The 21850-nt window shown below is 72.6% G+C and carries 18 protein-coding genes; 13 read left to right on the top strand and 5 right to left on the bottom strand.

The features are described from left to right. The first annotated feature begins 214 nt into the window (after positions 1-214). The 7 genes from ABD481_RS18425 to ABD481_RS18395 are packed head-to-tail and all read left to right on the top strand — an operon-like array spanning position 215 to position 6862. Positions 215-1090: a transketolase gene (locus ABD481_RS18425; RefSeq protein WP_344666916.1), complete on the top strand. Its 876-nt coding sequence runs from the start codon at positions 215-217 to the stop codon at positions 1088-1090. Beyond that, on the top strand, positions 1087-2034 hold the full coding sequence (locus ABD481_RS18420; RefSeq protein WP_344666915.1) for a transketolase family protein: 948 nt from the start codon (positions 1087-1089) through the stop codon (positions 2032-2034). Before ABD481_RS18425 ends, ABD481_RS18420 begins: the two co-directional genes overlap by 4 nt. Next, positions 2031-2843 (top strand): hypothetical protein, encoded by an 813-nt coding sequence (locus tag ABD481_RS18415; RefSeq protein WP_344666914.1) that lies wholly within the window; start codon positions 2031-2033, stop codon positions 2841-2843. Before ABD481_RS18420 ends, ABD481_RS18415 begins: the two co-directional genes overlap by 4 nt. Next, positions 2840-3502, top strand: a complete 663-nt coding sequence (locus ABD481_RS18410; RefSeq protein ID WP_344666913.1) for a D-sedoheptulose-7-phosphate isomerase — start codon at positions 2840-2842, stop codon at positions 3500-3502. The genes ABD481_RS18415 and ABD481_RS18410 overlap by 4 nt, the downstream gene beginning before the upstream one ends. Further along, complete coding sequence (locus tag ABD481_RS18405) at positions 3499-4611, top strand: MFS transporter (protein WP_344666912.1); 1113 nt, start codon at positions 3499-3501, stop codon at positions 4609-4611. Before ABD481_RS18410 ends, ABD481_RS18405 begins: the two co-directional genes overlap by 4 nt. Positions 4612-4640: 29 nt before the next feature. Next, positions 4641-6017, top strand: a complete 1377-nt coding sequence (locus ABD481_RS18400) for a glycosyltransferase (RefSeq protein WP_344666911.1) — start codon at positions 4641-4643, stop codon at positions 6015-6017. Continuing rightward, entirely contained in the window at positions 6014-6862 is an 849-nt protein-coding gene (locus ABD481_RS18395) for a phytanoyl-CoA dioxygenase family protein (protein WP_344666910.1), read from the top strand. Before ABD481_RS18400 ends, ABD481_RS18395 begins: the two co-directional genes overlap by 4 nt. A 10-nt stretch (positions 6863-6872) precedes the next feature. Here the strand turns inward: ABD481_RS18395 and ABD481_RS18390 are convergent, their stop codons facing one another. Continuing rightward, positions 6873-7046, bottom strand: a complete 174-nt coding sequence (locus tag ABD481_RS18390; RefSeq protein ID WP_344666909.1) for a hypothetical protein — start codon at positions 7044-7046, stop codon at positions 6873-6875. A 209-nt stretch (positions 7047-7255) separates the two neighbouring features. On the opposite strand from ABD481_RS18390, the gene ABD481_RS18385 reads away from it, so the two are divergent. Further along, on the top strand, positions 7256-7552 hold the full coding sequence (locus tag ABD481_RS18385; RefSeq protein ID WP_344666908.1) for a hypothetical protein: 297 nt from the start codon (positions 7256-7258) through the stop codon (positions 7550-7552). On the opposite strand, the gene ABD481_RS18380 is transcribed toward ABD481_RS18385, so the two are convergent. After that, positions 7549-9573, bottom strand: coding sequence for a serine/threonine-protein kinase (locus tag ABD481_RS18380; protein WP_344666907.1), 2025 nt, complete (start codon positions 9571-9573; stop codon positions 7549-7551). The two genes, ABD481_RS18385 and ABD481_RS18380, sit on opposite strands and share 4 nt — an antisense overlap. 574 nt (positions 9574-10147) lie before the next feature. On the opposite strand from ABD481_RS18380, the gene ABD481_RS18375 reads away from it, so the two are divergent. Together ABD481_RS18375 and ABD481_RS18370 are read left to right on the top strand one after the other, a co-directional pair. Then, on the top strand, positions 10148-12238 hold the full coding sequence (locus ABD481_RS18375; RefSeq protein ID WP_344666906.1) for a putative Ig domain-containing protein: 2091 nt from the start codon (positions 10148-10150) through the stop codon (positions 12236-12238). A gap of 726 nt (positions 12239-12964) precedes the next feature. Beyond that, positions 12965-14992, top strand: a complete 2028-nt coding sequence (locus ABD481_RS18370; protein WP_344666905.1) for a putative Ig domain-containing protein — start codon at positions 12965-12967, stop codon at positions 14990-14992. Positions 14993-15083: 91 nt separating this feature from the next. Here the strand turns inward: ABD481_RS18370 and ABD481_RS18365 are convergent, their stop codons facing one another. Together ABD481_RS18365 and ABD481_RS18360 are read right to left on the bottom strand one after the other, a co-directional pair. After that, positions 15084-16022 (bottom strand): siderophore-interacting protein, encoded by a 939-nt coding sequence (locus ABD481_RS18365; protein ID WP_344666904.1) that lies wholly within the window; start codon positions 16020-16022, stop codon positions 15084-15086. 3 nt (positions 16023-16025) lie between these two features. Further along, positions 16026-17090 (bottom strand): ABC transporter substrate-binding protein, encoded by a 1065-nt coding sequence (locus ABD481_RS18360; protein ID WP_344666903.1) that lies wholly within the window; start codon positions 17088-17090, stop codon positions 16026-16028. A 547-nt stretch (positions 17091-17637) separates the two neighbouring features. Between ABD481_RS18360 and ABD481_RS18355 the strand changes: the two genes are divergently transcribed. The 3 genes from ABD481_RS18355 (at position 17638) to ABD481_RS18345 (ending at position 20644) form a co-directional block, all read left to right on the top strand. Continuing rightward, positions 17638-18615: a FecCD family ABC transporter permease gene (locus ABD481_RS18355; protein WP_344666902.1), complete on the top strand. Its 978-nt coding sequence runs from the start codon at positions 17638-17640 to the stop codon at positions 18613-18615. 5 nt (positions 18616-18620) lie between these two features. Beyond that, a complete protein-coding gene (locus ABD481_RS18350) occupies positions 18621-19682 on the top strand; it encodes a FecCD family ABC transporter permease (RefSeq protein ID WP_425559213.1) in 1062 nt (353 codons plus the stop codon). Positions 19683-19753: 71 nt separating this feature from the next. Further along, the gene (locus ABD481_RS18345; protein WP_344666901.1) at positions 19754-20644 is read left to right on the top strand and encodes an ABC transporter ATP-binding protein; all 891 of its coding nucleotides are present in this window, start codon (positions 19754-19756) and stop codon (positions 20642-20644) included. Here ABD481_RS18345 and ABD481_RS18340 read toward each other — a convergent pair. Next, positions 20626-21795 (bottom strand): porin PorA family protein, encoded by a 1170-nt coding sequence (locus tag ABD481_RS18340; RefSeq protein WP_344666900.1) that lies wholly within the window; start codon positions 21793-21795, stop codon positions 20626-20628. The two genes, ABD481_RS18345 and ABD481_RS18340, sit on opposite strands and share 19 nt — an antisense overlap. Positions 21796-21850: the final 55 nt, after the last annotated feature.

The following is a 21850-nucleotide window of genomic DNA, read 5'->3' as shown; positions in this document are numbered from 1 at the left end:
GCCCGGATCGGCCGTCAGCGAGGTGGCGCGCGCCGCCTGAGCCCTCATCCATCCATCGATCAGATACCGGCGTCCGCCGTCGACGGGCTTGGCCCGCGCCGCGGCGTGCCGTGAAGCAGTGCCGCGAAGGCAGTGTGCCATGAGCCCGTGCCGCGAGCCGTGCAGTGTGCCTGTGCCGGGGACGCCCGACCTCCAACCGGGGAAGTGAGAACCGATGTCCGGCACCATGATTCCTTCTCAGAACCGACGTTCCGCCGCTCCCGGCGGGTCGGCGCAGGACGAGGACCTGCAGCAGGTCGAGGAAGCCTCCCGCCGCATGCGCAGACTCGCCATGGAGATGATCCACCACGCCGGGTCCGGCCACGTGGGGTCGTCGCTGTCGTGCGTCGACATCGTGGCCGTCCTGCGGTTCGACCAGATGCGCTGGTCGGCCTCGCCGCGCGAGCGCGACGTCTTCGTGCTCTCCAAAGGCCACGCGGCGCCCGCGTGGTATTCGGCGCTGATCGCCGGCGGCGATCTGGATCCGGACCTGGTGACCGAGCTGCGGCAGCTCGACAGTCCGTTGCAGGGCCATCCGGACCGGACCCGGTGCGCGTTCGTGGACGTCAGCACCGGGGCGCTCGGCCAGGGGCTGTCGATCGCGCTCGGGCGGGCCCAGGCGCGCCGGGGCGACGCGGCGGACAGCCACGTGTACTGCCTCATCGGCGACGGCGAGTGCCAGGAAGGGCAGGTCTGGGAAGCGCTGCTGTACGCCGGGGCGCGGCGCGTGGACAACCTGACGCTCATCGTCGACGCGAACGGCCGGCAGAGCGACGGCCTGGTGGACGACACCGTGTCCCTGGGCCCGCTGGCGAACAAGCTGGCCGCGTTCGGGTGGCGGGTCGTCGAGGTCGACGGCCATTCGCACCGGGAGCTGCGCGCGGCTCTGAGCGCGGCGCGCCGGAACCGCGGCCGGCCGTCCGCGGTCATCGCGCACACCACGAAGGGCTATCTGGCGCCGGGCCGCGCGGCCCTGGACGGCGCGCACAGCGGCCTGCTCGACGCCGACGCGTTGGACGAGGCCTACGAGCTGATCGGGGCGGCGCGGTGACGGCCCGGGCGACCAGGGACTGGTTCGGCGAGGCGCTGGTCAGTGCCGGGGCGGCGCATCCGCGGGTGGCCGTCGTGGACTGCGACCTGGGCTCGGCGACCAAGACCGGCGCGTTCGCCGAGGCCTTCCCGGACCGTTATTTCCAGTGCGGCATCGCCGAGGCGAACGCCATCGGCGTGGCCTCCGGCCTGGCGCAGGAGGGCATGCGGCCGTTCGTGGCCAGCTTCGGCCACTTCCTCACCGGCAAGTTCCTGGAGATCTTCCAGTCGATCGGGCTGAACGACACCGGCGTGGTGCTGGTCGGCACCCATGCCGGTCTGGCCATCGGCAAGGACGGGCCGACGCAGATGGGTCTGCGCGATCTCGCGCTCATGCGGACGCTGCCGAACATGGAGATCCTGCATCCGGCCGACGGCGCCGAGACGCGGCAGATGGTCGACTACCTCGCCGCGCGGGAGCGCCCGGCGTACCTGCGGCTGTGCCGCCAGCCGTTGGCGGAGGTGCACGACCGGCCGTTCCGTTTCGTCGCGGGTCGGCCGGACATCGTCCGCGCGGGCGCCGACATCGCGGTCGTCACGATGGGCGGCATGGTGCGTGTCGTGCTGGACGCGCTGCCGCCGCTGGCCGAGCAGGGCATCCGGCCCAGTGTGGTCAGCCTGTCCTCGCTACCGGTCGATCCGGACGCTCTGCGCCGGGTCTGCGGCGCGCACCGGACCGTGTTCGTGGTCGAGGACCACTACGTCACCGGCGGCATCGCCGACGAGGTGGCCCGGGCCCTGCTGGAGCTGCCGCACCCGCCGCGCTTCGTCGGCCACGGCGTGCGCGACTACGGCCAGGCCGCCGCCCCGGACGAGTTGTACGCCCGCTACCGCCTCGACAGCCGTTCGATCGGCGAGCAGATCCACGCCCTCGCCGCCGAGATTCCCGTGGGAGCCCTGTCATGACCACTGTTTCCCGTACTCCGTCGAAGGACCTCGTCGACCTGGACGGCGAGCGCCGCTATGTGGCCCTCGAACACCGGTTGGACCCGGGGGCCGAGCAGGACTGGCGGGCCGGCGACGCCGAGCTGCGCACGTTCGTCGTCGTCGAGGGCACCGTCGAGCTGGAAACCGCCGGCTCGGATGACGGCGCGACCGACACGGTCCGGATCGGCACGTTCGACGGCTGGCACGCCGGGCCCGGGAGCGCCTTCCGGGTCCGGAATCCCGGGGCGGCGACGGCGGCCGTGATCGAGGCCGGTGCCGAGGCCGCCGACGCTGCCGACGCTGCCGGCACCGCTGCCGACACCGCTCGTACCGCTCACCCCGGCGCCGACGGCTGCCGTCCGGTGTCCGGCTACCGGGTCGACAAGCCCTGGGGATACGAGCTCTGGTACACCGCGAACCTGGAGGGTGCGGCGTACGCGGTGAAGCAGATCCACATGACCGCGGGCCATCAGTCCTCGCTCCAGTCGCACCGCTACAAGGCCGAGACGAACTACGTGGTCGACGGCGCGGCGACCGTGCTGAACGGGCTTCCGGCGCCCGCCGACACCGGCACCGTCGTCGACGTGGACCGCATCCCGGTCGCGGTGCACGGTCCCGGCGGCGGCTGGACGTCGGCGCCGGGGATCCTGCACCGGGTGATCGCGCGCAGCGACTACACCTCGATCGAGGTCTCCACGCCGGAGCTGGACGACGTCATCCGGTGGCAGGACGACACCGGGCGCGGCGACGGCCGGATCGCCGCCGAGCACTCCGGAGGCGGGCGATGAGCACGGCGGAGCTGATCCGGCTCTATCTGGACGAGCAGCGCGCGGTGCTGGCGGGCTTCCCGGTGGCGACCCTGGACGCGGCCGCGGACCTGCTGTTCCGGACGTACGACGCCGGCGGCACGGTGTTCGGGATGGCCAACGGCGGCAACGCCGGGACGGTCGACCACTTCCTGTGCGACTTCCGGCACCACCCGTTCGTCACCGAGGACAAGGCGAAGCCGCTGCCGGCCGACGTGCCGCGGCTGCGGTTCGTCAATCTGTGCGGATCGGCCTCGGAGCTCACCGGGCTGGCGAACGACCTGGGGCCCGACGAGGTGTTCGCCGCCGCGCTGGCGCCGTTCGTCCGGCCCGGCGATCTGGTGCTGGCGTTCTCCGGCAGCGGCAACTCCCGCAACGTCGTGCGCGCCTTGCAGGTCGCGCGGGACGCGGGCGCGCGCAGCTTCGCGATGACGAAGGGCGACGGCGGCCGGTGCCGGGAGCTCGCGGACCTCTGCCTCGTGGTGCCGGGGACGTCCGCGTTCCCGGGCCAGACCGGCGGGAACGACAACAACTTCCATTTCGAGGACATGGTGCTGTCCGTCAACCACATCCTGGTGGGCCTGCTCAAGCAGCGCGTGGCGGCGCGGGCTCCGGCGGCGCCGGCCGGGTCGGCGCGGTGACGGCGTCGGCCCCCGCTCCGGCCCGCCCCCGGCTGCGCGGCAGCCTCACCGCCAGGCACGAGACCACCGGCGTCTACCTGCTCAGCTTCACCCTGGTGGGGCTGCTCTCGGCCATGCTGGGCCCGTCGATGCTGACGTTCGCCCAGCGCGCGCACAGCGCTCCGGCCGCGCTGGGCCTGCTGTTCTCGGCGGACTCCTTCGGCTCGGTCTGCGGCTCGCTGCTGGCGGGCTGGATGCTGGGCCGGATCGCCACGCACCGGCAGGCGCTGCTGGCGCTGACCGCCATCGCCGGGCTGGTGCTCGCCATCCCGCAGGCGTCCTCGCGGGCGTGGCTGCTGCCGCTGTGGTGGGCCCTGGGGCTGTCGAAGACGTTCCTCATCGTCACCGTCAACACCCTGCTGATCCAGCAACGCCGCGGGGAGCTCGGCCCGTTCATGAACATCGCCGACTTCTTCCTGGGCGGCGGGTCCCTGGTGATGCCGATCCTGATCGCGAAGTCGCTGGAGGCCGGGGCCGGGCTGCGGTGGGCCTACTGGTTCACCGCCGCGTTCACGGTGGCGCTGGGCATCTGGTTCCGGCGGCTGCTGCCGGGCCCGGAGCCGACGGCGCGGTCGGCGACCGGCACCGATACCGACGACGCCAGGCGGTATCGGGTCGTGGCGGTCGTCGCCGCGCTGCTGTTCCTCTACGTGGGCATGGAGATCAGCTTCTCCGGCTGGATCCCGGCCTACGCCGTCTCCCGGGGCATCACCGGCTCCACGGCCGCCGCGGCGTATTTCAGCTCCCTGTTCTGGATCGCGGTCACCGTCGGACGACTGCTGTGGCTGCCGCTGGCCGCGCGCCGGCCGCCCGAGCAGCTGGTGGCGGCCGGGTTCGCCGGCTGCGCCGCCGGTCTGGCGATCACGCTCGGGGCCGGGTCGGCACCGGTGCCGGTGGTGCTGGGCACGATCGTCCTGGGCCTGGCGATGGCGCCGATCTTCCCGTCCGCCTTCACCCTGCTCGAACGGCGTGTGCGGATCACCGGGCAGATCAGCGCCCTGTGCCTGTGCACGGCGAGCGTGGGCGCCATGGTCTTCCCGTGGCTGGTCGGCCGGCTGTTGCTGAGTTGAGCGCTCCCTGGAGAAAGGACTGAACGACCATGCACACCGCACATCCCCGAGGGCTGAGCCCGACCGAGGTCGGGGACTTCCTCGCGCTGATCGGCAAGGAGCGCGAGCAACGGCTGCGAGAGGCCGCCCGGCGGATCCGGAAACAGGTCGGCGCGGGCACCCTGTGGCACGTCAACTCCACCGCGGCCGGCGGCGGCGTCGCGGAGATGCTGCACATCCTGGTGCCGCTGTACCGGCAGCTCGGAATCCCGGTGCGGTGGGCCGTGATCGACGGCGACGACCGCTTCTTCGACGTCACCAAGCGGCTGGGCAACCTGGCCTACGGCAGCGTCGATCCCGCCGACCGCCTGGACCCGGCGGACGTGGACCACTACCTGACCCGGTCGGCGATGGAGGCCAAGGAGCTGCTGGCGCTGGTCGGGACCCGCGACCTGGTCCTGCTGCACGACCACCAGACCGCCGCCCTGGTCCCGGACCTGGCCGGGGCGGTGCGCGGCGTGTTCTGGCGCTGCCACGTGGGCGTCGACGCCCCGACCGCCGGCTCGCGGGCCGCCTGGGACGTGCTGGCGCCGCTGCTGGAGCGGGCCGACGCCGCGATCTTCTCGATCGCGCGGCACATCCCCGAGCGGCTGCCCGACCACCAGGTCGCCGTCATCCCGCCGGTGATCTGGCCCTACTCCCCCAAGAACGAGCCGGTGCCGCGCCGGATGCGCGGCCCCTACCTGGAGCGGGCGGGACTGGGCCGCGAGCGGCCGCCCGGCTACGTCGTCTCCGAGGGCGCCTGGGACCCGGCGCAGCCGCTGGTCGTGCAGGTCTCGCGCTGGGACCGGCTCAAGGACATGCACGCCGTGCTCGCCGGGTTCGTCGAGGGCGTCCCGGACGCCCGCCTGGCGCTGGTCGGCCCGGATCCGACGGCCATCGCCGACGACGTCGAGCAGCGCCGCTGGTTCGAGGTCTGCCGCGCGGCCTGGAGCGAGCTGCCGGACCGGGACCGGACCCGGGTCCGCCTGACCTGCCTGCCCATGGCGAACGGCGACGACAACGCGCGGCTGGTGAACGTCGTGCAGCGCACCGCCGACGTCGTGGTCCAGAAAAGCCTGGCCGAGGGCTTCGGCCTGACCGTCACCGAGGCGATGTGGAAGGGCCGCGCGGTGGTCGGCAGCGCGGTCGGCGGCATCGCGGCCCAGATCGAGCACGGCCGGACCGGACTGCTGCTCGCCGATCCCGGCGACCTGAAGCAGTTCGCGGAGCTGGTCACGCTGGTGACCGAGGGCCAGGTCGACGGCCCCGGACTCGGTGCGCGGGCACGCCGGCACGTCCGGGACACCTATCTGCCCGACGCCGACCTGCTCGCCGTCGACGAGTTGCTCAGTACCCACACGACCGGACAGGAGAGCCCGCGATGACCGTCACCGCGCAAAGCCGGCTGACAGCCGGTGCCCTGGACTTCTACCACGACAACGGCTACATCACGCTGCCGAGGCTGTTCCCGGCTGCCAAGTTCGACGCGCTGCGCCGCCGGTTCGAGGCCGCCCTGGGGGCGCTGCCGGACGACGTGCGCCCCGAGGACATGGACGTGCCGCACTTCACCGATCCGGAGCTGTTCGAATGGCTGCTCGACCCCGGCGTCCTGGACGTCGTGGAGCAGCTCGTCGGCCCGGACATCGCGCTGTTCTCGGCGCACTTCTTCTGCAAGCCGCCCGGCGACGGGAAATCAGTGCCCTGGCACGATGACGCGTACTTCTGGCGCGAGACCATCAGCCCGGCCGAGCGCGCGATCACGGTGTGGCTGGCCCTGGACCCGGTGTCGGAGGAGAACGGCTGCCTGCGCGTCCTCCCCGGCAGCCACCTGCCCGGCGCGCGGACTTACCGCTCCGTCGGCGACCCGGACAGCGTGTTCGCCGAGGAGCTGGACCCGGCCTGCGTCGACGAGGCGGACGCGGTGCCGATCGAGCTGGCGCCCAACGAGTGCAGCATCCACGCCTCGACGCTGATCCACGGCAGCCGCGCGAATGTCAGCAGCCGGAGACGCTGCGGGTTCACGATGCGCTACATCAGCACCGACGTGCGCTTCAACCACGAGGAGGTCGGCGACCGGCACCAGATCTACCTGGCCCGCGGCGTCGACCGCGCCGGGAATCAGTACGCGGATCCGACCGTGCCGAACCCGGCCCTGGTCGCCCATCGCGGCACCGGCCAGAACTACGTCGGCGCGCGGCGACCGGGCGGGGCCCGGCCCGGGAGCGGGTAGGACGCCGCCCTCAGTACGGCAGCAGCCGGCCCGAGGGGGTCCGCAGGTCCAACTCGGGCAGGTCGCGCAGCCGTCGCCCGGAGGACTTGCGGACCCGGATCCGGCGCCGCCCGGCGGCGACCGTCCGGGGGGTGCCGGCAGCTCCCTGGCGGACGCCGGAGCGGTTCTCAGTGCGGCCGTTCATAGTCGCCTCCTCGGCGGTGGGGGACGCGGGGCGCTGCTTACGAGTATCGACACTGTCATCGAGTCTGCCTGGAGCCGCGCGGTGCCCCCCAGATAGACCAGCCTGGGCGGACCGCCCTCGGACCCAGCGGTAAAGATCGATGGGTACCTACCTGGGTCGGCGCGCCGCGAAACACTTTTCGGCGCGCCGAACAACAGCAAGGAGATCCCATGGGCAAGCGCATCGCGGCGACTATCGGCGCCTTGGCGGCAGTGTGCGCGTTCGGAGTGACGAACGCGCAGGCCTCCGCCACGACGTCGACCGACGGGCGCACCGCTGCGCACACCGCCACCCGGATCCATGCCGAGGATCCGCCGGCGGGCTATAGCTACGAAGGCACGTTCTATTGGCACGCGTCGTGCGAGGAGGCCGGCAAGGGCGGCATCCCGCGCGCCTGGTCGGCATATGTCTGCCTCGGCGACGGGATGCCGTGGGACTCCTATGACCTCTACGTGAAGTACAACTAAGCCAGCACCGAGGAGCGGGCGATCTTCCACACTCCGCCGTCCTGGACGAGGGTGAAGCTCGTGCGCTCCTCGGTCGCCTGCCCGCTCTTGGGGTAGTAGGAGATCGTGGCCACGACGGTGTCGGGTGCCTTCGCCTGGACGTCGGAGATCGCGACGCGCTGCATGCCGTTCCAGAAGCTCTTGTAGTTGGCCAAACCCCGCGCCTTGTTCTGCTGGTAGTCCGGGGTGAGATAGCCCCACGCCTGGTCCAGGTTGCCCGGGATCAGGCTGTAGTAGTTGGTGATCGCGGTCGAGAGCTGGGTCGCGACGTCGCCGGTGGGAGAGGTCGTCGGGGTCGCCGGCGTCGTCGGCGTCGTGGACGGCGATGAGGGCGTCGAGGACGGCGGCGCCGAGGAACTGGCGCTGCCCGGCGTGCTGGCCGGCGGCGGGACGGCGGCGCTGGAGGCGGCCGGGGTCGACTGGGCGCGGGTGGCCGGCGCCGACGAGGCCTTCGACGGCGTGGCCGAGGCGTGCGGCGACGTGCTGGACTGGGCCGCCTGGGTCGAGGGCGACTCGCTGCCGCCGCCGCTGCTGAAGGCCACGATGATCGCCGCGACGACGACGATCGCGCCGACGCCTCCGCCGGCGAGGATCAGGCGTTTGCGGGACTGGTCACGCGCGGCCAGGTCCGTGGTGTTCCAGGAGTCTCGTCCGCCGCCGCCCGATATCGCGCCGGTGTCGCCGACCGGTGACATCGCAGACGTCGAAGAAGCCGAAGGCATCGCGGACGTCGGGCTCGGGCTCGGGGCCGGGCTCGGGGCCGGGCGCTGAGTCGCGCTCGGGGTCGCGCTCGGGATCGGGCTCAACGGGGAGGCCGCCGGCGTGGGGTTCGGAGTCGGAGCCGGAGTCGATATCGGCCCCGACTCCTCGGACCGCGGCTGCGCCTTGGGCGTCGCCTGCGGTCCGAGCGTGATCGTCGGATCGGGCTTCGGCGCCGCGCTCGTCGCGCTCGCCCCGGGCCCTGCGGGAACCGCGCCGGCCGGCGGTATCGCCCCCGACGCCGCCTGCGGGGCCGAATCAGGGGCCGGATCAGGCGCCGAGGCCGGTATCGGCATCGCGTCGAACGCCAGCGCCTCGGTCACATCGCGGGCCCCCGGCGGCGCGGACAGCTCGGCGACCGGCAAGGGCCCGGTCCCCAGCGCCGCCAGCGTCTGCGCGACGTCCCGCATCGTCGGCCGGTCCACGGGCTCGGGGCTGAGCATCCGCAGGACGGTGTCGGTCAGGATCCCGGTGCGGCGCGGCGCGCGCAGCTCGTTGCGGACCACGCGCAGCAGCACGGCCATGGCGTTGACCTCGTCGCCGAACGGCGGCGTGCCCTCCACGGCCGCGTACAGCGTGGCGCCGAGGGAGAACACGTCGGCCGGGGAGTCCACGTCGTGGCCCTGCGCGACCTCGGGCGCGGTGTAGGCGGGGGTGCCGAGGATCTCGCCGGTGGCGGTGACCGTCGCGTCGCCGGTGGCGCGGGAGATGCCGAAGTCGGTGAGCTTCACGGTGCCGTCGGCGGTCATCAGGACATTGCCGGGCTTGATGTCCCGGTGCACGATCCCGACCGCGTGCGCGGCGGCCAGCGCCGAGGCCAGCTGCGCGCCGATCCGGGCCACCTCGTCCGGCGCCATGACGGTGCCGGTGCCGAGGATGTCGGCCAGGGTGCTGGACGGCACGTACTCCATGATCAGGTAGGGCCGGCCCTCGTGTTCGGCCACGTCGAAGATGGTGACCGCGTTCGGGTGCTGCAACCGGGCGGCGATCCGGCCCTCCCGGCGCGCCCGCAGGTGCGACTGCCGCACCTGGGCGCCGCTCATCCCGGTGTCCGGGCGCAGCTGCTTGACCGCGACGTCCCGGCCGAGCACCTCGTCGCGGGCCCGCCAGACCACGCCCATCGCCCCGCCGCCCAATTCGGAGAGCAGGCGGTACCGGCCGGCGACCAGCCCCTCCCCGTCGTTCGCCGCGCGCGGCTGCCCCTGGTCGGGGTCGGCAGTCATGGCAGTTCCCTTACTCATCCCCCGGGGCCCGGGCGCACAGTGGGTCGGCGCGGATCACGGCCGATCCGGCGCTCGGAAGGTTCAACCCTACCGCGTGGGCGGGCCGCGCAGCGCCCCACCGGCCCGGAGCTGCGCCGTTCCCCGACGGCGCGCAGCACCCCGCGGCGGCCCCGGAGCGGATCGCCTGCAAACCCCTGACATGCCCTCGTGACCAACCGTTGACCGCACAACTTCGCAGCGCTAACTTCCTGACGAGGCCTCAGCAACCGGACGTTCGGTCGACAACGAGCGATCCGATCGCGCACTCGCAGCACGACGGTGAAGCATCACGGTACGCACCGGTCCGGGACGCACCATCCCCACCGCGACGGACGGCCACGGCTCCTTGCCCCAGGGGCGCCTTGCCTGTCCCGTCGTGCCCCGCGGTCCGCAGGTCCGCGGGTCCGCACCTTTTCACGAGCGCCGCCCCCGGCGCCCGCTCCCGATGCCGCGCGCACCGATCTCACCACCCCACCGGCGGGTGGCCGACGTCGTGGTCGGCCGCCTCCCCATCACCGAGAGGGGCAACACCCCAGTGAGTATCAGTTCACGCCTGCGCGCTTTCACGTCCCTGGCCGCGGCCGTCGCGCTCGGCGGCGCGCTGTCGGTCGGCGCGGCTTCCGGCGCCACGGCGTCGGCGGCGCCGTCCGCCACCGCCAACGCGGTGACGAACCTCATCGCCGCCACCGCGGCGGGTTCGGCCCACGCCTCGCAGCCCGCCGCGACCGCGGCCAACCAGGGCTCCTCGCACGCCTGCCCGGCGGTGATCGTGGTCGGGCACAAGTCCTGCTTCGCGTTGAAGCGCGACGGGGTCCGGCCGCTGGCGGCGGCGGTGTCGCCGAACGCCATCCCCTCCGGCGTCGGCTACGGCCCGGCGCAGTTGCAGTCGGCCTACAACCTGACCTCGGCCTCGGCGGCCAACGGCGCCGGGCGCACCATCGCCCTGGTCGACGCCTTCGACTACCCCAGCGCGGCCGGCGACCTGGCCGCCTACCGCTCGGCGGCCGGACTGCCGGCGGCGACCTTCAGCAAGGTCAACCAGAACGGCGCGACCTCGCCCCTGCCCTCGCCCGCCTCGGCCAGCGACGACTGGACCGTGGAGGCCGCGCTGGACATGGACATGGCCTCGGCGATCTGTCCGCTGTGCAACATCGTGCTGGTGGAGGCCCAGGACGACAGCAGCGACGGCCTCTACATCGCGCAGAACACCGCGGCGTCGCTGGCCGGCTACATCTCCAACTCGTGGGGCGGGACCGAGGACTCGACCGCGACCAGCTATGACAGCAGCTACTTCACCCACGCCTCGGGGATCGTGACCACGGTCTCGGCCGGCGACTCCGACTACGGCGTCAGCTACCCGGCGACCTCGCCGAAGGTGGTCTCGGTCGGCGGCACCGCGCTGTCCACGGCCTCGAACAGCCGCGGCTGGACCGAGTCGGTGTGGAACACCACCACCGGTTCGGAGGGCACCGGCTCGGGCTGCTCGGGCTTCGAGGCCCAGCCCGCCTGGCAGACCGCCCTGGGCCTGCCGTCCGGCTGCTCCAAGCGGATCGACAACGACGTCGCCGCGGACGCCGACCCGGCGACCGGCGTGGCCGTCTACGACACCTACAACAGCAACGGCGGCTGGAACGAGGTCGGCGGCACCAGCGCCTCCTCCCCGATGATCGCGGCGATGTACGCGCTGGCCGGGAACGGCGGCGCCACCCCGGCGCAGGACGTCTACCAGCACACCGCCAACTTCTACGACGTCACCACCGGCAAGGACGCCAGCAGCTGCAGCCCGTCCTACCTGTGCACGGCCGGGACCGGCTACGACGGTCCGACCGGCATCGGCACCCCGAACGGCATCGCGGGCCTGCAGGCCGGGACCAGCGCCGAGACGGTGACGGTCGGCAACCCGGGCAGCCAGAGCTCGACGGTCGGCACGGCGATCGGCACCTTGCAGATCTCGGCGTCCGACTCGGCCGGCAAGGCGCTGACCTACTCGGCGACCGGCCTGCCCGCCGGTCTGTCGATCAGCAGCTCCGGCGCCATCACCGGCACCCCGACCACCGCCGGCACCTCCAGCGTCACGGTGACGGCCTCCTCCGGAACCGCCACCGGCTCCACCACCTTCAGTTGGACCGTGAACCCGGTGGGCGGCGGCTGCACAGCCTCGCAGCTGCTGGGCAACCCCGGTTTCGAGACCGGTAGCGCCGCGCCGTGGACCTCCACCGCCGCCGTCATCGACAACAGCTCCTCCGAGCCGGCCCACAGCGGCAGCTGGAAGGCCTGGCTGGACGGCTACGGCACCACCCACACCGACACCCTGGCCCAGAAGGTGACGATCCCGTCGACCTGCAGGACGGCGACGTTCTCCTTCTTCGAGCACATCGACACCTCGGAGACCACCACCACGGTGGCCTACGACAAGTTGAACGTCCAGGTCCTGAACTCCGCCGGAACCGTGGTCGCGACCCTGGCCACCTACAGCAACCTGAACAAGGCCAGCGGGTACGTGTCGCACTCGTTCAGCCTGAACAGCTACATCGGCCAGACCATCAGCCTGAAGTTCACCGGCACCGAGGACAGCTCCTTGCAGACGTCCTTCGTGATCGACGACACCGCGCTGAACGTGAGCTGACCGCCGACAAAGCCGGTGTCGGGTCCGACCTGGGCCGGCGCCAGGTCGGGCCCGGCACCACCTCCGCCTGACTGAACGCACTGACAGTACGCACCCGACAGTGCGCACCCGCCAGTACGCATCCGCCAGGACACACCCGACAGAACGCCACCGAAACCACCCGCCACCGAGCAGCCACGAAGATCCCACTGACACGAAGACCGCCCGGCACCCCCCGCCCGGCGGTCTTCGTGTCCTGCTCGTATTTAGCACGCGCCGCAGCCTGGTGATCCCCTGTTGGGGTTTGACAGGAGTAAAGCAAGGGTCGAGTTCCGGCCAGGGAGGGCCGCGACGAGGCCAAGTCAAGGAGAGGCCCAGGGCACGGACACGTTGTCTAGACCTCTGGGGGCTAATACGGTGCCGCTGAGCGGGGCGGCCGGCCACACCCACTGGTCGGCCGCCGATTCCCATTCCAGGACGCAGCAGGCTCGCGGTGCGCCGCGGGTCTCTGGTCCCCTGCCACGGAAAGGAGTCCGAGTGGACAACCTTCGCTCGGCGTCACGCGGACGGTCCCCCTGGACCGCCCGGCTGTTGGCCCTGGGGGCCGCAGCCGCTTTGGCGTGGGGTGGTGTCTCTACCTCGGCTTCGGCCGCGTCGAGCGCCCCTTCCGTCACCTCTCCCACCAGCACCACCTCCTCCCACCCGACCACCGAGCGCTCTTGTGCCGCACCCACGCGGCCGGGGCAGATGGCGTGTCTGGCGCTGAAGCGCACAGACCTGCCGTCGGGCCTGTCCCCCGCGCTCGCGGTCTCCGGCTACGGTCCCTCGGACCTGGCCAGCGCGTACAACCTGCCGTCCGGCGGCTCGGGCCAGACCGTGGCCATCGTCGACGCGCAGGACGACCCGAACGCCGAGAGCGACCTGGCGAAGTACCGGTCGAACTACGGACTGCCGGCGTGCACCACGGCGAACGGCTGCTTCCGCAAGGTCGACCAGAACGGCGGCAGCAGCTACCCGTCGCCGGACACCGGCTGGGCCGGGGAGATCTCCCTGGACCTGGACATGGTCTCGGCGACCTGCCCGCAGTGCCACATCCTGCTGGTCGAGGCCAGCACCGCGGACATGACCAACCTGGGCGCCGCGGTGAACACCGCGGTGTCGCTGGGCGCGAAGTACGTGTCCAACAGCTACGGCGGTTCGGAGGAGTCGGCGGACACGTCCTACGACTCCTCCTACTTCAACCACCCGGGCGTGGCCATCACGGCCAGCACCGGCGACTCGGCCTACGGCTCGGAGTACCCGGCGACGTCGCAGTACGTGACGGCGGTCGGCGGCACCTCGCTGAACCGGGGCGGCGGAACGCGCGGGTGGACCGAGTCGGTGTGGTACACCTCCGCCTCGGAGGGCACCGGCTCGGGCTGCTCGTCGTACGACCCGAAGCCGTCGTGGCAGACCGACACGGGCTGCTCGCGCCGGATGGAGGCGGACGTCTCGGCGGTCGCCGACCCGGCCACCGGCGTCGCGGTCTACCAGACCTACGGCGGCAGCGGCTGGTCGGTGTACGGCGGCACCTCGGCGTCGTCCCCGATCATCGCCTCGGTGTGGGCGCTGGCCGGGGCGCCGAACGCGGGCGACCGCGCGGCGCAGTACCCGTACAAGCACACGAGCAGCTTCAACGACGTGACCAGCGGCCGCAACGGCAGCTGCTCGCCGGCCTACTTCTGCACCGCGGGGACGGGGTATGACGGGCCGACCGGCTGGGGCACGCCCAACGGCACCAGCGGCTTCACCCCGGGCACGGCCGCCGAGACCGTCTCGGTGACCAACCCCGGCAGCCAGAGCGGGACGGTCGGCACGGCGGCGTCGCTGCAGATCCGGGCGACGGACTCGGCCGGCAAGACGCTGACCTACTCCGCCACCGGCCTGCCGGCCGGGCTGTCGATCAACTCCGCCAGCGGGCTGATCTCCGGCACCCCGACCACGGCCGGGACGTACTCGGTCACGGTGACCGCCTCCTCGGGCACCGCCAGCGGATCGGCCGGCTTCAGCTGGACGGTCACCGGCGGGACCAGCGAGACGGTGACCATGTCCACGCCGGACGACCAGGCCGGGACCGTCGGCACGGCGACGTCGCTGCCCTTGAAGGCGACCGACTCGGCCGGCAAGACGCTGACCTTCTCCGCGACCGGCCTGCCGGCCGGGCTGTCGGTCAACTCGGCCAGCGGGCTGATCTCCGGCACCCCGACCACCGCGGGCACCTACGCGGTGACGGCGTCGGCGTCCTCGGGCACCGCCTCGGCGTCGGTCAACTTCACGTGGACGATCACCGGCGGGACCGGCAACGAGACCGTCTCGGTGACCAACCCGGGGAGCCAGACCGGGACCGTCGGCACCGCGCTGTCGCTGCAGATCAACGCCACGGACTCGGCCGGCAACGCGCTGACCTACTCCGCGACCGGCCTGCCGGCCGGGCTGTCGATCAACGCCTCGACCGGGTTGATCTCCGGGACGCCGACCACCGCCGCCACGTATTCGGTGACGGTGACCGCGTCCTCGGGCACCGCCAGCGGTTCGGCCAGCTTCAGCTGGACGATCAGCGGCGGGGGCAGTGGCGGCTGCACGAACCTGACGCCGTGGAGCGCGACGAAGGCGTACGTGCCGGGCGACGTGGTGTCCTACAACGGGCACAAGTACACGTCGACCTGGTACTCGACCGGGGCCACCCCGGGCGCGCCGCAGTCGTGGGCCGTGTGGACGGACAACGGGGCCTGCTGAAGCTGGCAGATCCCGATGAGTGAGTGAACTCCGGGGGCGTCGCGGATTCCGCGGCGCCCCCGGGGCTTTTCCGGTGCCGCTGCGGGGTGTGTCAGCCCTCTGTTTCGCGTTCGACGCGGAGCTGCTCCTCGGAGGCGCCGAGACGCCAGTAGCCGACGAAGGCCACGCGGGAACGGTGCAGGCCGAGGTCCCGGACGAAGTGGCGACGCAGGGTTTTGACGAGGGTGGACTCGCCGGCGATCCAGACGTAGAGGCCGGGGTCGGGTTCGGTGGACGCTGGTTCGGCGGGTGGTGGTTCGGTGGACGCTGGTTCGGCGGGTGCTGGTTCGGCGGCGCGGATCGCGTCGACGACAGCGGTGCCGGGACGTCGGCCAGGTTGGCGCACCAACCACTCGATGTGGACGTCGGCGGCGGTCTCGATGGTCTGGAGGTCGCGCACGTCGGGGACCTCGACCCAGGCCTGGACCTTCGCCCCGGCCGGAAGCCATTCGAGGATGCCGCCGACCGCCGGGAGCGCTGTTTCGTCGGCGGCCAGGATGATCCGCGTCGCGTCGGGCGGCGGGAGGAAGGCGACGCTGCGGTTGTCGGCGAGCGCCGGGCCGAGGAGGGTGACGCGGTCGCCGGGGACGGCGCGCGCGGCCCAGGCCGCGGCCGGGCCGACGGGGTGCGAAGCCTGGCCGTCGACGCCGTGCAGCACGAAGTCGATGTCCAGCTCGTGGCTGACCGGGTCCTGGGAGCGCACGGTGTAGGAGCGCATGATGGCGCGCCGGTCGTGCGGCAGCGCGCGCCAGCGGGTGTACCACTCGGCGTCGAACTCCGGCGGCACCAGCGGGGTGTCTTCGCCGGGGCGCGGAAGGAACAGCGTGAGGCTCTGGTCCCGACCGCCGCTGCTCAGGCCCCGGAGTTCCTCGCCGCCGAAGGTGATCCGCATCAGCGAGGGGCTGATCCGAACAGCGCGGCTCACGACCGCTTCGACGATGCGGTACTGCGCGCCGAGATCAGGCTCGGTCTGGACTTGCGCTTGGGGCATGACTCACGCCACCTTCTTCGCACTCTGGATCGCGGTGGCGAGTCGCTCCAGCAGCGGGGCGGCGCCGGCGTAGGAGAAGCGCGGCACCGTGTCCCAGGGGGTGACCTGGTTCGCCTTCACGGCCGGCAGGGCGGCCCAGCCGGGCTTGGCGGCGAGGTCCTTGGGCTGCAACGAGATGGTGCGGCTGTCGAGCAGGATCAGGTCGGCCTGGTACTTGTCGGCGTTCTCCCAGCTCAGGCTCTCGTAGTAGTCGCCGGCGTCGAGCTTGGTCGGGACGATGATGTCGACGCCGAGTTCGGTGAAGTACATCAGGTCGGTGCTGATGCCGGGGTTGGAGGCGTAGAAGACGTCGGGGCTGCCGGAGGCGGCGAGTACGCGGAGGCCGTTGGCGGCCTTGGCGGCCTGGCGCAGGCTCTCGGCGGCGGCCTCGAACCGGGCCTTGGCGTCGAGCACGGGCTTGGCGTTCAGGTCCGCGCCGAGCGAGGCGGCGAGCTCGGTGTAGCGGCGGATCGGGGTGGGCAGCGAGACCTTGGCGACCTCGATGCCGACGCTCGGCGCGAGCTTGAGGATCTTGTCCTTGCTCTCGTCCGGGACGTACCAGAGCGCGCCGGCGTCGTACATGTGCGTGACGAGCACCTCGGGCCGCAGCGCGGCGTACTTCTCGACGTTGAACTCGCCCCAGGCGTTGCCCAGAACGGTGACCTTGCCGACGTCCAGCGCACCGGCCTCGGGCAGCGCCTTGCCGTCGGCACCGAGGGTCTCGCCGAACACGCCGACGATGCGGTCGCCGAGACCGAGGTCGACGAGCGCCGCGGCGGTGCCGGTGTAGGCGACGATGCGGGCCGGGGCGCTCTTGGCGGCGGCGGGCTGCTTGCGGTCGTCGGTGAAGCTCCACGGCCCGGACGAGGTGGCCGCGGCGGAGGCGGGCTTCGCGCCGTCGGACTTGCCGCTCTTGTCGCTGCCGCACGCGGCGAGGAACGCCCCGGCGCCGAGCGCGCCGACCGCCGCTCCCCCACGGGTCAGGAGGCGGCGACGGGACAGGGAGCGAGCAGGGCGTTCGTACGGCATCGGATATCGCTTTCTTGTCAAGGGATGAGGGTGGTGGCGGAAGCGCGCGGGAGTTAGGTTAGCCTAACCTCCATTCGATCCCGCAAGGGGGGAGCCCGCCCGCATGCCGATCCGGAGCCAGGACTTGACCGCTATCGCCGCTTCGCCGGAAAAACTCGACCCGCCGGGGACCTCGCATCCCTCGGGCATGACAGAACCCTCGGGAAAGGCAGAACCCTCGGGAGAGTCGGGAGAGACAGAGCACGTGGGAGGGACAGAGCACTCGGGCCGGACAGCACCCTCGCCGACCCCGGGCACCGCCGCTCCCCCCGGCCCGCCAGGCTTCCAGAACCGCTCGGCCCCCTCGGCTTCCTCAACCCATTCGGCCCGCTCGGCTTCCTCAACCGGCTCGGCGCCCCCAACCCGCTCGGCCCGCTCGGCTCCTCCCTCAACCCATTCGGCCCGCTCGGCGCCCTCAGCCCCCGCAGCTCCCTCAACCCGCTCGGCCCGCTCGGCTCCTCCCTCAGCCCATTCGGCCCCCTCGGCCCCCTCAACACACTCGGCCCGCGTGACCGGCCTCGCCCTCGCCGCCCTGCTGCTGGCACTGGCGCTCGTGCTGAGCATCGGCCTCGGGGCCCGGGCGCTGTCGCCGTCCGAGGTCTGGCGCGGGCTGACCGATCCGGCGTCCCCCGCCTACCCGGTCGTGCACCGTATGCGGCTGCCGCGCACTGTGCTCGGGCTGCTGGTCGGGACCGCCATCGGGCTGGCGGGTGCGATGCTCCAGACCGTGACCCGCAATCCGCTGGCCGATCCGGGGCTGCTCGGCGTCAACGCCGGGGCGGCGGCCGCGGTCGCGACGGCGACGTGGGTGTTCGGCGTCACCGACTTCGGCGGCTACATCTGGCCGGCGCTGCTCGGCGCGGGCGTCGTGACGGCCGCCGGGTACGTTGTCGGCGGCGGCCGGTCGGCCACTCCGGCGCGGCTGGCGCTGGCCGGGGCCGCGTTGAACGCCGCGCTGTTCTCCTACGTCAGTGCCGTGATGCTGCTGGACTCGAAATCGTTGGAGGCCATGCGGTTCTGGACCACCGGGTCCCTGGCCAGTGCCGCACCGGCGACCGTCACCTCGGTGCTGCCGTTCATCGGCGCCGGGATCGTGGCGGCGCTGGTGCTGGCGCGGCCGCTGAACGCCCTCGCGCTCGGCGACGACGCGGCGCGGGCGCTGGGTTCGCGGCCCGCGGTGATCCGCGCGGCGTCGATCGGGGTCGTGACGCTGCTGTGCGGGGCGGCCACGGCGGCGTGCGGACCGATCGTGTTCGTGGGGCTGACCGTCCCGCACATCGTGCGCTCGCTCACCGGGCCGGACCTGCGGTGGGTGCTGCCCTACTGCGCGATCCTGGCCCCGGTGCTGCTGCTGGGGGCCGATGTGCTGGGACGGGTCGTGGCCCGGCCGGGCGAGGTCCAGGTCGGCGTGGTGACCAGCGTCGTGGGCGGACCGGTGTTCCTGTACTTCCTGCTGCGGCGGCGCGGAAAGGCGGTGCGGCTGTGAGCGGCGTGGGCACTGTCGAGGTCGGCGATCTGCGTTCCCCGCGTCAGAGAAGCAGGACCGGGCCCCGCGGGCGGCGGCGGGCCCGCACCGGCACCGTGTGCCTGGCCCTGGCGCTGACGGCGGTCGCCGCGGCGGTCTTCGCGCTGGGCAGCGGCGACTACCACATCGCGGCCACCGACGTGATCAAGGCCCTGACCGGCGGCGGCGACGCGGGCGACCGGCTGGTGGTCCGGGAGCTGCGCCTGCCCCGGGTGGCCACGGCCCTGGCCGCCGGCGCGGCGTTGGCGCTGGCCGGCGCGATATCGCAGTCGATGGTCCGCAACCCGCTGGGCAGCCCGGACATGCTCGGCTTCACCCAGGGGGCGTCGACCGGGGCGCTGGTCGTCGTGGTCGTCGCCGGGGGCGGCAGCGCGGCGCTGGCCGGCGGCGCGGTCGTGGGCGGCGCGGCGGCCGGGATACTGATCTTCGCGCTGGCCCGGCACGGCGGTATGCACGGCAACCGGCTGGTGATGGTCGGCATCGGCGTCACCGCGATCCTGACCGGGGTGAACAGCTATCTGCTGACCAAGGCCCAGCTCACCGACGCGGCCCGGGCCATGCTGTGGCTGACCGGCAGCCTGGACGGCCGCGGCTGGAACGACGCGGCGCCGGTGCTGGTCGGCCTGGCGCTGGCGACGCCGGCGGCGGCGCTGGGACTGTCGCGGTCGCTGCGGATGCTGGAGCTCGGGGACGACGCGGCGCACGCACTCGGCGTCCGGACCGCGGGCACCCGGATCCTCGCGCTGACGTGCACGGTACTGCTGTCGGCGCTCGCCGCGGCCGCCGCCGGACCTGTGGCGTTCGTCGCGCTGACGGCGCCCCAGCTCGCGCGGCGGCTGACGCGGGCACCGGGTCCGAACCTGCTGCCGTCCGCGCTGCTGGGCTCGGCGCTGCTGGTGGTGTCGGACTGGCTGGCGCAGCACGCGGTGCCGGGCCGACAGGTGCCGGCGGGCGTGGTGACCGGGTTGTTCGGGGGCTGCTACCTGATCTGGCTGCTGGCGGTCGGACAGGACCGGCGGCGGACGTGAGCCGACCCGGGACCAAGCCGCTCTCTCCTTCGCCTCCGCAATCACCCCCACCATCCAAGGATTCGGATTCCATGACCACCACCGACGGCCCGCGACCGGCCACCGCCGCCCCCTCGCGCCTCGCCGCCCACGGCGTCACCCTCGCCTACGACCACCGCGTCGTCGCCGAGGAGCTGACCATAGCGATCCCGGACAACTCGTTCACCGTCATCATCGGCCCCAACGGCTGCGGCAAGTCGACCCTGCTGCGCGCGCTCGCCCGCCTGCTGCGCCCGGCCGCCGGGTCCGTGCTTTTGGACGGCGCCGCCATCGCCTCGCTCCCGACCCGCCAGGTGGCCCGCACCGTCGGGCTGCTGCCCCAGTCCCCCACCGCGCCGGACGGCATCACGGTCGCCGAACTCGTCGCCTGCGGCCGGCATCCGCACCAAGGGCTGCTGCGGCGATGGTCGGAGGCTGACGAGCGGGCCACGGCCGAGGCGATGGCGGCCACCGGAGTGGCGGCGCTCGCCGAGCGTGCCGTCGACGAGCTGTCGGGCGGGCAGCGGCAGCGGGTCTGGGCCGCGATGGCGCTGGCGCAGGAGACACCGCTGCTGCTGCTCGACGAGCCGACCACCTATCTCGACATCGCGCATCAGGTCGAGTTCCTGGACCTCTGCGCGCGCCTGCACGAGGAGCAGGGCCGGACGCTGGTGGCGGTGCTGCACGACCTGAACCAGGCCGCGCGCTACGCCGACCACCTCATCGTCCTCCACGAGGGCGAGGTCGCCGCCGCCGGGCCGCCCGGCGAGGTGGTCACCGCCGAACTGGTGACCGAGGTCTTCGGGCTGCCGTGCGTGATCATCGAGTGCCCGGAGACCGGCGGGCCGCTGATCGTGCCCCGCGCGCGGGACCGGATCGGCGGCTCCGACCGGCTGCCTGTGGGGGTCCGGCTGCCTGTGGGGGTTCAGTCCTCAGCGGTCTGAGCCGACCCATCCTCGGCCGAGCCCGCCGGCGCCGAATCGTCGTCCCCTTCCTCGCCGGACGCCGAACCACCCTCCCGCGGCTCGGTCCGGCCCGGCGCCGGTGCCACCGGACCGCCCTCGACCGCCGGCGTCAGCGGCTGTGCCTTCGGATTGCGCCGCAGGAAGGCGACGACCAGCAGCAGCACGCCGAGGGCGACCACGGCGATCGGGATGACGAGCTTGACCAGCGTCAGTTCCGTCGCCGTGGTCTTCGCCTTGTCCACGAGGTATTGCTGGGAGTCCGGGGTCAGCGTGAGGTCCGTGGTCAGCACCGGCATCAGCGCGACCGGCGGCTGGCCGGGCAGCGCGACGTTCAGGATCACCTTCTGCTGGAGGTGCTGCTGGATCGGGAAGCCGACCCGCTTGTCCGCCGCGCCGTCCGCCACCGTGGTGGCCGTGTAGGTCAGCGGGATGGTGTCCGGCAGCGCGGCGACCACGTCGGGGGTCAGCAGCGCCTGGGCCTCCTTGGGCAGGATCGGCAGCGGCGAGGCGGCGAGCGCCTGCGCCACGCTCTTGGGCAGCGCCTGCGGCAGCGTCGCCAGCAGCGTCTTGTCCTTCACCGGGTTCGCGGCGGAGCTGCTGTGGAACGTCAGGGCGCTGCGTCCCTTGACGCTGGCGTCACCGGTGAAGGTGAAGTCCGACGACGTCTGCGTCGTGGGGTCGTAGTAGCGGTAGTCGCCCTGGGGATCGGGCGAGAGCGGCCAGCCGATGGGTATGCCCGAGGCCGGATCGGCGGTCTTGCCGGCCGGCGCGGGACCGGCTTCCAGCGTCTTGCGGTTGAGCGCGTAGACGTGGTTGTCCGGCATCGGCGTGCCGGCGATGGTCAGCGTCTGGTCGTCGGCCACGATGGCGGTGTCGCCGTCGGTGGCGGTGACGTGGATGCGGCGGTCCAGCGTCAGCGGCTGGTTGTTCTTGAACGCGCCGAGCAGATCGCCCTTGGCCACCGCGGCCTGGTCGATGAGGTTCGCGGTGCCGGAGTAGTGCACGGTCATGTCAGTGTTCGAGGGCAGCTTGCTCACCATGGGCGAGACCACCGGTTCGAACAGCGCCCCCACCGCCACCACGACAATCCCGAACACGCCGAGCACGACGGCCGATCGACGAAAAGTCATGGTTCTCCTTGGAGCACTAGAGGGATTGGGACGGCTCGCGGCGAAGGTATCAGTG

Source organism: Catenulispora yoronensis, from assembly GCF_039531695.1.
Classification (GTDB): Bacteria; Actinomycetota; Actinomycetes; order Streptomycetales; family Catenulisporaceae; genus Catenulispora; species Catenulispora yoronensis.
This window is presented reverse-complemented; position numbering and strand designations above follow the sequence as displayed.

Coding starts and splice junctions, on each gene's coding strand:
- ABD481_RS18380 (WP_344666907.1), bottom strand. CDS start 9,573: ATGACTGCCGACCCCGACCAGGGGCAGCCGCGCGCGGCGAACGACGGG.
- ABD481_RS18390 (WP_344666909.1), bottom strand. CDS start 7,046: ATGAACGGCCGCACTGAGAACCGCTCCGGCGTCCGCCAGGGAGCTGCC.
- ABD481_RS18425 (WP_344666916.1), top strand. CDS start 215: ATGTCCGGCACCATGATTCCTTCTCAGAACCGACGTTCCGCCGCTCCC.
- ABD481_RS18395 (WP_344666910.1), top strand. CDS start 6,014: ATGACCGTCACCGCGCAAAGCCGGCTGACAGCCGGTGCCCTGGACTTC.
- ABD481_RS18385 (WP_344666908.1), top strand. CDS start 7,256: ATGGGCAAGCGCATCGCGGCGACTATCGGCGCCTTGGCGGCAGTGTGC.
- ABD481_RS18415 (WP_344666914.1), top strand. CDS start 2,031: ATGACCACTGTTTCCCGTACTCCGTCGAAGGACCTCGTCGACCTGGAC.
- ABD481_RS18410 (WP_344666913.1), top strand. CDS start 2,840: ATGAGCACGGCGGAGCTGATCCGGCTCTATCTGGACGAGCAGCGCGCG.
- ABD481_RS18365 (WP_344666904.1), bottom strand. CDS start 16,022: ATGCCCCAAGCGCAAGTCCAGACCGAGCCTGATCTCGGCGCGCAGTAC.
- ABD481_RS18345 (WP_344666901.1), top strand. CDS start 19,754: ATGACCACCACCGACGGCCCGCGACCGGCCACCGCCGCCCCCTCGCGC.
- ABD481_RS18360 (WP_344666903.1), bottom strand. CDS start 17,090: ATGCCGTACGAACGCCCTGCTCGCTCCCTGTCCCGTCGCCGCCTCCTG.
- ABD481_RS18370 (WP_344666905.1), top strand. CDS start 12,965: ATGGCGTGTCTGGCGCTGAAGCGCACAGACCTGCCGTCGGGCCTGTCC.
- ABD481_RS18400 (WP_344666911.1), top strand. CDS start 4,641: ATGCACACCGCACATCCCCGAGGGCTGAGCCCGACCGAGGTCGGGGAC.
- ABD481_RS18340 (WP_344666900.1), bottom strand. CDS start 21,795: ATGACTTTTCGTCGATCGGCCGTCGTGCTCGGCGTGTTCGGGATTGTC.